The following is a 12,630-nucleotide window of genomic DNA, read 5'->3' as shown; positions in this document are numbered from 1 at the left end:
CTCGCCGAGCAACGTGAAGGCCTCCTTGGCCGCCTTCAGGTCGGCCTGCATCTCGTCCGGAAGCAGGGCGAAGAACGCGGCTCGATGGTTGCTGCGACGCTCGATCCGCTGCTCGATGCCATCGCCGTACTTGCCGTCGCGTGCGTCCTCGCGGATGCCTGTGAGTGCGTCGCGGCGTTCCTCGCCCTCGAGCTTGCGGGCTTCAGGTCGTCGCGGAGCTGGGAGCGCTCCTCGTCGCTGGGGGCTCCGAGGCGAACGCCGCGACGACCGCCTCGGAGGTCGCCGGTCAGGTGACGAGCAGGACGACGCCGAGCACGGCGGTGTAGGTGTGGGCCAGGATCGGCGGGTTGAACGGACCGGCGAACCGGGTGGCCACGAACCCGGCCAGGCACCCGACACCCAGACCGACACCCAGCCATCCCGACCAGTGCGGCAGCGAGTCCGACGCGAGCACCGCAGCGCCGAGCAGGCCGAACGTCACGTAGGACGCGGCCATGTGCACGACGTAGAGCAGACCCGACCAGGCGTGCTGGGCGGCGTACCCGTCCGGCGGCGAACCGTCCGCGACCGTCCGCTCGGCGGCCCAAGGAACGACGGTGAGCTCGAACGTCAACCCCACGATCATGCAAAGTGCGCCGAGCGCGTAGACGAAGGCCGCCATCACGGCCACGAGTGCGGCAGCCTGCCCATCCGGCACCATGGCGAACCCGCCGACCCCGGCCGTCGTGATGAACATTGCGACCAGCATCCAGGAGTGGATCCAGGCGCGCCGACGCCGATCGGCATGGATCAGAGGCAGCGATTCAGCCAACGGCCGTTCGTACTCGAGCCGCCAGCGGACGGCTCCCACGCCGAACACGACAAACCCGGCTACGAGGATGCCGCCCAGCACTGCGTCCACAGCACCACGGTCGCACAATGTCGACGTGTCAGGGGCCCGACGTTTCAGGGACTGATCGCCAGGAACACGAACGCGGCCATCAGCATTAGATGGAGCCCGCCCTGGAGCACCTTGGACCGCCCGGGCACGACCGTCAGCGTGCCGACGACGACCGACGTCGCGAGGAGCACCATCTGAGTCGGATCCAGACCCAGCAACAGGGGCCCGTCGAGCCAGATCGACGCCACCGCGATCGTCGGGATGGTCAGGCCGATCGACGCCATCGCCGAGCCGTAGGCCAGGTTGAGGCTGACCTGGACCCGTTCCGCCGCAGCCTGCCGGATGGCAGCGATGCTTTCGGGCAGCAGCACCAGCAAGGCGATGACCACGCCGACGAATGCCTTCGGGAAGCCCACCACGTTGACGGCGTCCTCGATCGCGCCGGACGAGACCTTCGCCAGTCCAACGACCGCCACGAGGGCGATGACGAGCAGGAGTCCGCTGACAGCTGCCGCCCGGCCCTCGGGCGGATCGGCGTGCCCGTCGCCGTCGATGTCCAGAGTCGCACCGTCGCGATCGACGGGCAGGAAGAAGTCGCGGTGTCGCACGGTCTGGGTGAACACGAACAAGGCGTAGATCGCCAACGAGGCGATTGCGGCGAACGTCAGCTGGCCGCCGGAGAACTCCGGACCCGGGTGGGTTGTGGTGAACGTCGGCAGGACCAGGCAGATGGTGGCGAGGGTGATGACGGTCGCCAGGGCGGCCCCGGCTCCCTCGGGGTTGAAGACGGCGAGACGGTGGCGCAGCGCACTGACCAGCAATGACAGCCCGGCTATGCCGTTGACGCTGATCATCACCGCCGCGAACACGGTGTCGCGCGCGAGTCCTGACGTGTCTTTCCCGCCCGAGATCATCAGTGTCACGATCAGCCCGACCTCGATGACCGTGACGGCGACGGCAAGCAGGAGCGACCCGAATGGTTCGCCGACCCGGTGGGCGACCACCTCGGCGTGGTGCACGGCTGCCAGCACGGCGCCCGCCAGCAGCAGCGCCACGAGCGTCAGCACGAACCCGTTGGGTTTCCGTCCCCAGGTCGCGACGAGCATCACGACGGCGGCCCAGGGTATCGACACCGTCCATCGGAGGCGGCCCAGGACGTCACCCATGCCACGAACCCTACGGAGTCCGCCGATAGGCTTCGGGCGTGGTCTATCAGGCGTTCTTCGACTCCGTGTTCGCCTCGATGGATCCGGAGAAGGCGCACGATCGGGCCTTCGCGGCGATCCGCGCAGCCGGTCCGGTCACCCGCCGAGCGGTCCGCGTGACACCGGCCCCCAGACGCGCCATGGGCATCGAGTTCCCGCATGCCTTCGGCCTGGCCGCCGGCTTCGACAAGAACGCTCGCGCGGTGCCCGGTCTCCTCGGCATCGGCTTCGGCCACGTCGAGATCGGCACCGTCACGGCGCAGCCCCAGCCCGGCAATCCCAGGCCCCGGCTCGTCCGGCTGGTCGACGACCACGCCGTCGTCAACCGCATGGGGTTCAACAATGACGGCGCCGCCGTCGTCGCGAGCCGGCTGCACCGCTTGCGGCGTTCCCGCGTCGGGCGCGACGCGGTGATCGGCGTCAACATCGGCAAGACCAAGATCGTGCCGCCCGAGGAGGCCGTCGCCGACTACGTCGAGAGCGCCAAGCTGCTCGCCCCGTTCGCGAGCTATCTCGTCGTCAACGTCTCCAGCCCGAACACCTCCGGCCTGCGCGACCTTCAGGCCGTCGACGAGCTGCGGCCCCTGCTGACCGCGGTCAAGGAGGTCAGCGACGCCCCCGGCAATGGCGCGCGCGTCCCGCTCGTCGTCAAGATCGCGCCCGACCTGGCTGACGAAGATGTCGACGCCCTGACCGACCTCGCGCTCGAGCTCGGTCTCGACGGCATCAGTGCCACGAACACGACGATCGACCGGCCCGACTCCTTGCGCACCGACCGCGCCACCGTCGAGGCCGCCGGACCGGGCGGGCTGTCCGGACCTGTGCTGCGCGAGAGGGCTCTCGACGTGCTCGTACGTCTTCGGGCCCGAACTGACGGACGGGTCGCCCTCATCGGCGTCGGGGGAGTCACGACACCTGACGACGTTCGTGAGCGTCTTGCCGCCGGAGCCGACCTCGTCCAGGGCTACACCGGCTTCATCTACAGCGGCCCGGCCTGGCCTTCACGGATGGCCCGCGCGGCGCGCTGACTACGCCACAATGGCCCCATGAGCAGCGACACCGATCGGAAGCTCTTCGTCCCACCACCGCTGTACTTCCTCATGGCGTTCCTGGTGGGCTGGTGGCTGCATGCCCTGACCGACGATCGCCTCGGCGGTCGTCCGGCCACGATCTGGATCGGTGCGGTGCTCCTGACGGCCGGCGTGGTGCTCGACGTCTGGGCGACATTGACGTTCAAGCGGGCTCGCACGACGTTCATCCCCTACCGGCGTGCCTCCTCGCTCGTCACAGGCGGTCCATACAAGCTCTCGCGCAACCCGATGTACGTGGGCATGGCGCTGGACGTCGTGGGCGGCGCACTTCTCATCGACTCGTGGTGGCCGCTCGTGCTGCTGGTGCCGGCGATCGTGCTCGTCACGGTGCTGGTGATCAAGCCCGAGGAACGCCTCATGGCGGATGTGTTCGGCAGTGAGTACACGGCCTACCGTGAGCGCGTCCGTCGGTGGCTCTGACCCGATTTCGGGATCGCTGAACGAGCCGGTATGTTTGGTCGTCGGCTTGCCCCTTTAGCTCAGTCGGTAGAGCGTTTCCATGGTAAGGAAAAGGTCTACGGTTCGATTCCGTAAAGGGGCTCTGGGACGCGAGTAGGCTCGTGACCCGTGGCGGGGTAGCTCAGGTGGTTAGAGCACACGGCTCATAATCGTGGTGTCGCGGGTTCGAGTCCCGCCCCCGCTACCACGACCAGCACCATCCAGACGAAAACGAGGCAGACCCGTGGCGAGCAAGAGCTCCGACGTTCGACCCAAGATCACCTTGGCGTGCACCGAGTGCAAAGAGCGCAACTACATCACCAAGAAGAACCGTCGCAACGACCCCGACCGGTTCGAGATCGTCAAGTACTGCCCGCGCGACAAGCGGCACACGCTGCACCGCGAGACGCGCTGACCGCGCCCGGACCCATTCGCACGGCCCCCACCTGCACCGCGCAGGATGGGGGCCGTCGGCATCTCGCCACTCGTTAGGCTCGCGGCCATGGACCTCGCCGAGCTGACGACTCTTCGCCTCGGCGGCCCGGCCCCGGCCGTCATCGAGGCCGCCACCCAGGACGTGCTGGTCGACGCCGTGCGGATTGCCGACGAGGGGGGCGACCCGCCGCTCCTCGTCGCCGGTGGCAGCAACCTGGTGGTGGCCGACGAGGGCGTCGACCGCACCGTGATCCGGGTTCTCACCCGCGGCGTCGTCGTCGACCTCGACTCGTGCAGCGGAGCGATGGTCACCGTGCAGGCGGGGGAGACGTGGGACGCGATCGTGGCCCGGGCGGTGGACGAGGAGTGGGTCGGCGTCGAGGCACTGTCCGGCATCCCCGGGTCGGTCGGCGCTACGCCGATCCAGAACGTCGGCGCGTACGGGCAGGAGGTCGCGCAGACGATCGCCTCGGTGCGCGTCTACGACCGGTACGACCGCAAGCTCCGCACCATCGCGGCCGCCGACTGCGGGTTCACGTACCGCAGCAGCCGTTTCAAGGTCGAGCCGCACCGCTTCGTAGTGCTCTCCGTGACATTCCAGCTGGCCTTGGGGGACCTCGGCGCCCCGATCGCCTACGCCGAGCTGGCCCGGACACTGGGTGTCGAGGTCGGTGAGCGGGCGCCCGCCGCCCGCGTGCGCGACGCCGTGCTGGCGCTGCGACGTGGCAAGGGCATGGTCCTCGACGCGAACGACCACGACACCTGGAGCGCAGGTTCCTTCTTCACCAACCCGATCCTCCCGGCCGCCGAGGCCGCGGCGCTGCCCCCGGAGGCGCCTCGCTTCGCCCAACCAGACGGCTCGGTCAAGACCAGCGCCGCCTGGCTGATCGAGAAGGCGGGGTTCACGCGTGGCCATGGTTCGGACCGGGTGTCCCTGTCGACCAAGCACACGCTCGCGCTCACCAACCGCGGCGGCGCGACGACCGAGGAGCTGCTCGATCTCGCCCGCGAAGTGAGGGACGGCGTGCGCGCCGCGTTCGGCGTCACGCTGGTGCCCGAGCCGGTACTCGTGGGCTGTGAGCTCTGAGGAATCAGTACCCCGGTGACCCGGAGTGGAAGCCACCCGATGCGGCTGCGCCGATCAGCAGCACCACCAGGCCAACCATCAGGAGGATCACTGCGAGGGCGAGCAGGCCCGTGCCCACGATGCCGAGGATGCGGCCGGTGCTTACCTCGCTCTGACCGCTGTAGGCGGCGGGGTTCGCATTGATCTCGGTCATCGCCTTCGATCCCAGGTACCAGGCGATCGGTGCGAGGACGCCGCACGCGACGATGCCGAGGATCCCGAGGACGAGCACGGTCGTGGCCTGGGGGTGCCTAGGTGGCACCTGGACCCATGCGCCCTGTGGTTCGGTGGGCGGCACACCGGCGCCATCGGTCGGTTCCGACGGTTCGGACGGTTCGTACGGCGGGGGGTTCTCGGTCGTCATGGGTCAAGAGTCCCACGCCGAGATGTCAGTTGCCGTAGCCCGTGTCGAGGTGCAACGACAGCGCGAACAGTCCCGCGAGCACCAAGGCGGTCAGCGCGAGCAGCGCGAGCAGGACGGTCGAGACGATGCCGAGCACCATGCCTGCCGTGGCCCGGCTGTGTCCGCTCCAGCGGTTCGGCTCACACTCGATGGCGCGTCGGGCCGTGATGCCCAGGTAGCACGCCACCGGACCCAGAGCGGTCGGTACGACCAGCGCCGCCCCGATCACCGACACGAGCCCCACCACGAACGCCGCGGTCGCCCGCGGATGGTCGGGAGGTGCGACGTGGGCAGGCTGCGTCACGAGTTCAGCCTTTCCTCGTCAGGCACACTCAACCAGGCGTCGATGCCTGAGAGGCCACGGTCGCGGATGTCCTTGGGGGCGCACGACCGCTGCAGCGACATCCGTGCGAGCGTCGCCAGCTCCACGTCGGTGAGCTCCTGCGCAGCGCGCAGCACGGCGTATTGACCGGCGAGGCGCGAACCGAACAGCAGGGGATCGTCCGCGCCCAGCGCCACGTCGGCGCCGGCCCGCACGAGCTCACGAACGGGGACCTCGTCGAACGTGCTGTAGACGCCGAGCGCGACGTTCGAGGTCGGACACACCTCGAGCGCCACTCCTGCGTCGACCACCCGCGCCAGCACATCGGGATCCTCGCCCGAGCGCACGCCGTGCCCGAGCCGGTGCGGACGGAGGTGGTCGAGGCACTGGGCGACGTGAGGCGCGCCGCGCAGCTCACCGCCGTGCGGCACAAGGAGGAGGCCCGCGCGCTCGGCGATCGCGAAGGCCGGAGCGAACTCGTGCGTGTCGCCGCGGCGCTCGTCGTTGGAGAGCCCGAAGCCGATCACGCCTCGGCCCGCGTACTGACCGGCGAGACGTGCGAGGGTGCGCGCGTCGAGCGGGTGCCGGGTGCGGTTGGCCGCGATCACCACCCCCATGCCGATTCCCGCCCGCTCCGCCGCGTCATGGACGGCATCGAGCACGAGATCGGTGAAGGTCGTGATGCCGCCGAACCTGGCCGCGTACCCGGACGGGTCGACCTGGATCTCGGTCCACACGCTTCCGTCGGCGGCATCGTCCTCGGCGGCCTCGCGCACGAGCCGGCGCACGTCGTCCTCGGTGCGCAGCACCGAACGGGCGACGTCGTAGAGCCGCTGGAACCGGAACCAGCCCTTCTCGTCGGTGGCGACGAGCTGGGGCGGCCAGTCCTCGACGAGCGCCGCCGGCAGGGGGTGACCGTCTCGATCGGCGAGCTCGAGCAGCGTCGTGTGTCGCATCGACCCGGTGAAGTGCAGATGCAAGTGCGCCTTCGGCAGGTGCGCGATGGATTTCAAGTGCGGGCGGCTTCGCGGACGGCCGAAGCCACCCGCGTGTGGACGTCGGGATGGAAGACACTCGGCACGATGTAGTGCGGGCCGAGCTCGTCGTCGTGCACGGTCGACGCGATCGCGTCCGCCGCCGCGAGCAGCACGGCGCTGTTGATCCCGTGGCTCTGCGCGTCGAGGAGCCCGCGGAAGATGCCGGGGAAGGCGAGCACGTTGTTGATCTGGTTCGGGTGGTCCGAGCGTCCAGTCGCCACGACCGTGGCGTGCTGTCGCGCCACCGACGGGTCGATCTCGGGATCGGGATTGGCGAGTGCGAACACGATCGCACCTTCGGCCATCGCTGCGACGTCGTCGGCGCCGATGAGGTCGGGTGCGCTCACGCCGACGAAGACGTCGGCCCCGGGCAGGACGTCCTTCAGCGTGCCGGTCAAGCCACCGCGGTTGGTGTTGTCCGCGATCCAGCGCAAAGACTCATCGGTGTCGCCGCGTTGGGCGTGCACGACTCCGGCGACGTCACAGACCACGACGTCGCTCAGGCCGGCCTCGACGAGCAGACGGAGGATCGCCGTGCCGGCGGCACCCGCTCCCGCCATGACGACGCGGACGTCCTCGATCCGCTTGTCGACGACACGCAGCGCGTTGCGCAGCGCGGCGAGCACGACGATCGCCGTGCCGTGCTGGTCGTCGTGGAACACCGGGATGTCGAGCCGCTCGCGCAGCCGCGCCTCGATCTCGAAGCAGCGCGGGGCCGAGATGTCCTCGAGGTTGATCCCGGCGAATCCGGGCGAGATCGCGGCGACCGTCTCGACGATCTGGTCGACGTCCTGGGTGTCGAGGCACAACGGCCAGGCGTCGATGTCGGCGAAGCTCTTGAACAGCGCCGACTTGCCCTCCATGACCGGCAGCGCGGCGTGCGGGCCGATGTTGCCGAGGCCCAGCACGGCGGAGCCGTCACTGACCACGGCGACGCTGTTGCGCTTGATCGTCAGCCGCCGTGCGTCCTCCCGATCGGCGACGATCGCCTGAGAGATGCGGGCCACGCCGGGCGTGTAGATCATCGACAGGTCGTCACGGTTGCGCAGCGGGTGCTTCGCGTGTGTCTCGATCACACCGCCGAGGTGCATCAGGAAGGTGCGGTCGGAGACCTTGTGGACGTCGACGTCCTGGATCTCCTCCAGGGCGGCGACCACCCGGTCAGCGTGATCGGTGCCGGACGTGGCGCAGGTGAGGTCGATGCGCAGGCCCGCTCCTGACGGCGAGACGTCGAGCGCCGTGACGATCCCGCCGGCGTCCTCGACGGTCGAGGTCAGCAGGCTGACCGCGGTTCCGCCCGGCGCGATCTGGAGACGGATCGTGATGGAGTAGGAGATGCTCGGTGCGGAGGCCATGTCTCGGTTCTAGTGCATGGCTGGGCATGCACACCAGTCGGTTCGACTCGCGCCTCCTCGACCCCGTACACTTGCCTGACCGGCGATTCTCAGGCTAGTTCGTCATGCCCTCACACTGGGTCGGCGGCAGGCACGGGGATCGACGTACGGCACTAGCTCAACTGGCAGAGCATCGGTCTCCAAAACCGAAGGTTGGGGGTTCAAGTCCCTCGTGCCGTGCGAAGCACGGACAGAGTGCCGTGCGAATCAGACCGACAAGTGGAAGGGATTCAGCGTGAGCGAACGTCACGAGCTGTCCGGCACGACCGGGCGCACGTCGCCGATCACGTTCTACCGTCAGGTGGTCGCCGAGCTCCGCAAGGTGGTCTGGCCGACCCGACCGATGGTGGTCAACTACTTCTTCGTCGTGCTGGTGTTCGTGATGTTCATGATGGCGTTCGTCGCCGGCCTCGACTACGGGCTCGGCCGCGCAATGTTCGCGATCTTCGCGTGAGGACCTGAGGAATCACCGTGAGCCAAGGAACCAACGAGAACCGTCTCGATGTCCCAGACGTCGAGAGCACTGCCGACGCCCCGGTCGTCGAGGACGACGCGTCCGACGAGGCTGCGGCCCCCGAGGACGTCGCGGCGCCCGAGCCGGCAGACACCGAGTCGGTCGACACCGAGGTTCCGGCTGAAGATGCGCCCGCCGACGACCCGATCACCGATCCGGCCGAAGAAGGTCCGCTCGGGGACGCCCCGGCGGAGGACGCACCGGACGAGTCGGTCGAGTCCCCGGTGCCCGCCGAGCCCGACACGGACCAGGAATCGCCTGCGGCGGCGGACGCCCTGGCCGAGTTCCGCGAGCTGCTGCACAGCCAGATCGGCGACTGGTACGTCGTGCACACGTACTCCGGCATGGAGAAGCGGGTCAAGGCGAACCTCGAGAACCGCATCACCTCCCTCAACGCCGAGGACTTCATCTTCGAGGTCGTCGTGCCCACGGAGGAGGTCGCCGAGATCAAGAACGGCCAGCGCAAGCTGGTCAAGCGCACCGTGCTGCCCGGCTACGTGCTCGTGCGCATGGACCTCACCGACGAGTCCTGGGGCGTCGTCCGCCACACCCCGTCGGTCACCGGGTTCGTGGGCAACTCCCACCAGCCGGTGCCCTTGAGCCTGGACGAGGTCGAGACGATGCTCGCTCCGGCCGTTGAGGCGGAGGTCGCGGCGGCCGCGACTGAAACCGCTGGGTCGGCGGAGGGGCAGCAGGCGAAGGCCCCCAAGGTCGAGTTCGCCGACTTCGTCGCCGGCGACTCCGTCATGGTCGTCGACGGCCCGTTCGCCACGCTTCACGCGACCATCACCGAGATCAACGTCGACGCCCAGAGGGTCAAGGCCCTCGTCGAGATCTTCGGCCGCGAGACCCCGGTCGAGCTCAGCTTCACCCAGATCCAGAAGGTCTGACCCAACCCAACGAAACAAGGACCCTGAACACATGCCTCCCAAGAGCAAGAAAGTCGCAGCCGTCGTCAAGGTGCAGCTGCAGGCCGGCATGGCCAACCCGGCGCCCCCGGTGGGCACCGCGCTCGGCCCGCACGGCGTCAACATCATGGAGTTCTGCAAGGCGTACAACGCCGAGACCGAGTCCATGCGCGGCAACGTCGTGCCGGTCGAGATCACGATCTTCGAAGATCGCTCCTTCGCCTTCATCACGAAGACGCCGCCGGCCGCCGAGCTCATCAAGAAGGCCGCCGGCCTGAAGAAGGGCTCCGGCACGCCGCACACCGACAAGGTCGGGTCGATCACCAAGGACCAGGTCCGCGAGATCGCCACGACCAAGCTGCCAGACCTCAACGCCAACGACGTCGAGCAGGCCATGAAGATCGTCGAGGGCACCGCCCGCTCCATGGGCGTCACCACTGACTGAACGCGACCTCGCAACACGTGGCAGGGCCAGCTGGGCCCGTCCGACCACACCTGGTGCAACAACCAACAGAAGGAACCAGTCATGACACAGCACAGCAAGGCGTACCGCGCGGTCGCCGACAAGATCGACAAGGACTCCGTCTACACCCCGCTCCAGGCCACCACGCTGGCCAAGGAGTCCGGCAGCAAGTCGTACGACTCCACCGTCGACGTCTCCGTCCGGCTCGGCGTCGACCCGCGCAAGGCCGACCAGATGGTGCGCGGCACCGTCAACCTGCCCCACGGCACCGGCAAGACGTCCCGGGTCCTGGTCTTCGCCACCGGCGCGAACGCCGACGCCGCCCGTGAGGCAGGCGCCGACCACGTGGGCGCCGACGAACTCGTCGACAAGATCAACGAGGGATGGCTCGACTTCGACGCCGTCGTCGCGACCCCCGACATGATGGGCAAGGTCGGCCGGCTCGGTCGCGTGCTCGGTCCGCGCAACCTGATGCCGAACCCCAAGACGGGCACCGTCACCACCGACGTCGCCAAGGCCGTCTCCGACATCAAGGGCGGCAAGATCGAGTTCCGCATCGATCGCCACGCCAACCTGCACTTCGTCATCGGCAAGGCGTCGTTCTCGGCCGAGCAGCTGGCCGAGAACTACGGTGCGGCGCTCGAGGAGATCCTCCGCCTCAAGCCGGCCAGCTCGAAGGGTCGCTACGTCAAAAAGGTCACCATCTCGACCACTCAGGGCCCTGGCGTCCCGGTCGACACGAGCCGCACCAAGAGCTTCGCCGCCGACGACGACAACTGACCCACGGATGACGGGAGCGCAGTTCTCGGGAATTGGCGGGGTCACCTATGCTCGCCGCATGCGCGTACGCCTCAAGAATCTGATCACCGCCACTGCACTCGTCCTGGTTGCGGGAGGCAGTCTCTCCGCCTGCAGCGACGACGGATCGTCTGGAGGAGTCGGCGAGGAGAGCGGCACCGCGCTCACCCGGTCCAACTTCCTGGACGAGATCACCCAGGCCCAGACCGAAGCCGGGAGCAGCCACATCAAGATGGCGGTCGACGTCGCCGGCCAGAAGCTCGAGGCCGATGGAGATATCCAGACCGGCGAGACCATGGCCGATTCCGCGATGGCCATGACGATGAACACCGGCCAGGCCGGCATGGGCTCGCTCGAGATGCGTCTGGTCGATCAGATCTTCTACCTCAACTTCGGCCCGATGACCGACAACAAGTTCGCCGAGATCGACCTCACCGACAAAGACAACCCGATCGGCAAGCAGTACTCCGAGATCGTCAGCAACCTCGACCCCGCCCAGCAGCTCAAGCAGTTCGAGGGCGCGGTGACCAGCTTCGAGAAGAAGGGCAAGACCGTCTCGCTGGACGGGGTGGACGCGCAGCCGTACGTCGTCGTGATCGACACCTCCAAGATGTCCGGTGCCGCCGAAGCGCCGCCCGGTATGCCCAAGACGCTGGAGTACACGATGTACATCGGCCCCGACAACCTCCCGCGCCGCGTGCTCAGCCAGCTGCCTGCGGCCGCCGGAGCAGGCGGCGGCGAGATGAAGATCGACTACTCCAAGTGGGGTGAGAAGGTCTCCATCACCAAGCCGGACAAGGCCGAGATCACCGACAAGGACTTCCTGAGCCAGCTCGGTGGCGCGTCACCCGCGCCGTCCTGAGGCCGCCTGAGCGAGCTCCGCGAGCGAACGGCGGGCCAGGTCGAGTGTGCGCGCCGAAGACGCCCGGTGTACCGAGACCACGGATTTGGCCGTGAGGAACGTCGTCGCCTAGACTGGGCGACGCCGAAGACCGCTGGTCGGATCCCCACGGGGAACCCGAAGAGCCCGTCAGGGCGGCCCGCGCAGGAACACGAAGCGTCATCGCGACGAACACCGAAGATGACCCCGCCCCGTGCCCTGCGCCGGGGCGTTTCTCATGGGACAGCCATCCGGGCCCAGGCTGCATCACCCAGTTTCCACATCCCGTACCACAAGGAGACCCATGGCAAGCCCGGAAAAGGCAGCCGCCGTTGCGGAGCTCACCGAGAGCTTCCGCGAGTCGAACGGCGCCGTCCTCACCGACTACCGCGGTCTCACCGTCAAGCAGCTGCAGGAACTGCGGCGCTCGCTCGGTGGGAGCGCAAGCTACTCCATCGCCAAGAACACGCTGACCAAGATCGCCGCCAAGGAGGCCGGGGTCGAGCTCGACGAGAAGCTCCTCGTCGGTCCGACCGCCATCGCCTTCATCACCGGCGACGTCGTCGAGGCGGCCAAAGGTCTGCGTGACTTCGCGAAGGCCAACTCGCCGCTCATCATCAAGGGGGGCTTCCTCGACGGGAAGGTCCTCGAGCCCGGCGAGATCCAGAAGCTGGCCGACCTCGAGTCGCGTGAGGTGCTCCTCACCAAGCTCGCGGGTGGCATGAAGGCGAGCCTC

At 68.3% G+C, this 12,630-nt stretch carries 17 protein-coding genes and 3 tRNA genes; 14 read left to right on the top strand and 6 right to left on the bottom strand.

The window, feature by feature from the left end; translation table 11 throughout:
- Nucleotides 1-294, top strand: a 294-nt coding sequence (locus ACRDPN_RS16530) for a hypothetical protein (protein WP_431449780.1), incomplete at its 5' end; no start/stop codon positions are given.
- Here the strand turns inward: ACRDPN_RS16530 and ACRDPN_RS16525 are convergent.
- Nucleotides 287-901, bottom strand: a complete 615-nt coding sequence (locus tag ACRDPN_RS16525; RefSeq protein WP_431449779.1) for a hypothetical protein — start codon at nt 899-901, stop codon at nt 287-289. The two genes, ACRDPN_RS16530 and ACRDPN_RS16525, sit on opposite strands and share 8 nt — an antisense overlap.
- Before the next feature lie 44 nt (nt 902-945).
- Nucleotides 946-2,046 carry a calcium:proton antiporter gene (locus ACRDPN_RS16520; RefSeq protein WP_431449778.1) on the bottom strand — a complete coding sequence of 367 codons (1,101 nt, stop codon included), beginning with the start codon at nt 2,044-2,046 and terminating at the stop codon, nt 946-948.
- 38 nt (nt 2,047-2,084) lie between these two features.
- On the opposite strand from ACRDPN_RS16520, the gene ACRDPN_RS16515 reads away from it, so the two are divergent.
- The 6 genes from ACRDPN_RS16515 (at nt 2,085) to ACRDPN_RS16490 (ending at nt 5,136) form a co-directional block, all read left to right on the top strand.
- The gene (locus tag ACRDPN_RS16515; protein WP_431449777.1) at nt 2,085-3,113 is read left to right on the top strand and encodes a quinone-dependent dihydroorotate dehydrogenase; all 1,029 of its coding nucleotides are present in this window, start codon (nt 2,085-2,087) and stop codon (nt 3,111-3,113) included.
- A gap of 18 nt (nt 3,114-3,131) precedes the next feature.
- The gene (locus ACRDPN_RS16510; RefSeq protein WP_431449776.1) at nt 3,132-3,596 is read left to right on the top strand and encodes a methyltransferase family protein; all 465 of its coding nucleotides are present in this window, start codon (nt 3,132-3,134) and stop codon (nt 3,594-3,596) included.
- A gap of 48 nt (nt 3,597-3,644) precedes the next feature.
- Nucleotides 3,645-3,717: transfer RNA gene (locus ACRDPN_RS16505), tRNA-Thr, on the top strand.
- 28 nt (nt 3,718-3,745) lie between these two features.
- Nucleotides 3,746-3,822: transfer RNA gene (locus tag ACRDPN_RS16500), tRNA-Met, on the top strand.
- A gap of 36 nt (nt 3,823-3,858) precedes the next feature.
- Nucleotides 3,859-4,029 (top strand): 50S ribosomal protein L33, encoded by a 171-nt coding sequence (gene rpmG / locus ACRDPN_RS16495; RefSeq protein ID WP_431449775.1) that lies wholly within the window; start codon nt 3,859-3,861, stop codon nt 4,027-4,029.
- An 87-nt stretch (nt 4,030-4,116) separates the two neighbouring features.
- Nucleotides 4,117-5,136 carry a UDP-N-acetylmuramate dehydrogenase gene (locus tag ACRDPN_RS16490; protein ID WP_431449774.1) on the top strand — a complete coding sequence of 340 codons (1,020 nt, stop codon included), beginning with the start codon at nt 4,117-4,119 and terminating at the stop codon, nt 5,134-5,136.
- A 4-nt stretch (nt 5,137-5,140) separates the two neighbouring features.
- Here the strand turns inward: ACRDPN_RS16490 and ACRDPN_RS16485 are convergent, their stop codons facing one another.
- The 4 genes from ACRDPN_RS16485 to ACRDPN_RS16470 are packed head-to-tail and all read right to left on the bottom strand — an operon-like array spanning nt 5,141 to nt 8,292.
- Nucleotides 5,141-5,539 (bottom strand): hypothetical protein, encoded by a 399-nt coding sequence (locus ACRDPN_RS16485; protein ID WP_431449773.1) that lies wholly within the window; start codon nt 5,537-5,539, stop codon nt 5,141-5,143.
- A gap of 25 nt (nt 5,540-5,564) precedes the next feature.
- Nucleotides 5,565-5,882, bottom strand: coding sequence for a DUF4190 domain-containing protein (locus ACRDPN_RS16480; protein ID WP_431449772.1), 318 nt, complete (start codon nt 5,880-5,882; stop codon nt 5,565-5,567).
- Nucleotides 5,879-6,913 carry an adenosine deaminase gene (locus ACRDPN_RS16475; RefSeq protein WP_431449771.1) on the bottom strand — a complete coding sequence of 345 codons (1,035 nt, stop codon included), beginning with the start codon at nt 6,911-6,913 and terminating at the stop codon, nt 5,879-5,881. The genes ACRDPN_RS16480 and ACRDPN_RS16475 overlap by 4 nt, the downstream gene beginning before the upstream one ends.
- Complete coding sequence (locus ACRDPN_RS16470) at nt 6,910-8,292, bottom strand: NAD-dependent malic enzyme (protein ID WP_431449770.1); 1,383 nt, start codon at nt 8,290-8,292, stop codon at nt 6,910-6,912. Before ACRDPN_RS16470 ends, ACRDPN_RS16475 begins: the two co-directional genes overlap by 4 nt.
- A 146-nt stretch (nt 8,293-8,438) precedes the next feature.
- Between ACRDPN_RS16470 and ACRDPN_RS16465 the strand changes: the two genes are divergently transcribed.
- The 7 genes from ACRDPN_RS16465 to rplJ form a co-directional block, all read left to right on the top strand.
- Nucleotides 8,439-8,511 (top strand) — tRNA-Trp (locus ACRDPN_RS16465).
- Nucleotides 8,512-8,566: 55 nt separating this feature from the next.
- Complete coding sequence (gene secE, locus ACRDPN_RS16460) at nt 8,567-8,785, top strand: preprotein translocase subunit SecE (protein ID WP_431449769.1); 219 nt, start codon at nt 8,567-8,569, stop codon at nt 8,783-8,785.
- Between the two features lie 17 nt (nt 8,786-8,802).
- Nucleotides 8,803-9,735 (top strand): transcription termination/antitermination protein NusG, encoded by a 933-nt coding sequence (nusG, locus tag ACRDPN_RS16455; RefSeq protein WP_431449768.1) that lies wholly within the window; start codon nt 8,803-8,805, stop codon nt 9,733-9,735.
- 31 nt (nt 9,736-9,766) lie between these two features.
- Complete coding sequence (gene rplK, locus ACRDPN_RS16450) at nt 9,767-10,198, top strand: 50S ribosomal protein L11 (protein WP_431449767.1); 432 nt, start codon at nt 9,767-9,769, stop codon at nt 10,196-10,198.
- Between the two features lie 81 nt (nt 10,199-10,279).
- On the top strand, nt 10,280-10,996 hold the full coding sequence (rplA, locus tag ACRDPN_RS16445; protein ID WP_431449766.1) for a 50S ribosomal protein L1: 717 nt from the start codon (nt 10,280-10,282) through the stop codon (nt 10,994-10,996).
- Nucleotides 10,997-11,054: 58 nt separating this feature from the next.
- The gene (locus ACRDPN_RS16440) at nt 11,055-11,876 is read left to right on the top strand and encodes a hypothetical protein (RefSeq protein ID WP_431449765.1); all 822 of its coding nucleotides are present in this window, start codon (nt 11,055-11,057) and stop codon (nt 11,874-11,876) included.
- Between the two features lie 322 nt (nt 11,877-12,198).
- Nucleotides 12,199-12,630, top strand: a 432-nt coding sequence (gene rplJ, locus ACRDPN_RS16435; protein WP_431449764.1) for a 50S ribosomal protein L10, incomplete at its 3' end; no start/stop codon positions are given.

Origin of the sequence: Aeromicrobium sp. (assembly GCF_050700635.1) — a bacterium.
Classification (GTDB): domain Bacteria; phylum Actinomycetota; class Actinomycetes; order Propionibacteriales; family Nocardioidaceae; genus Aeromicrobium.
This window is presented reverse-complemented; position numbering and strand designations above follow the sequence as displayed.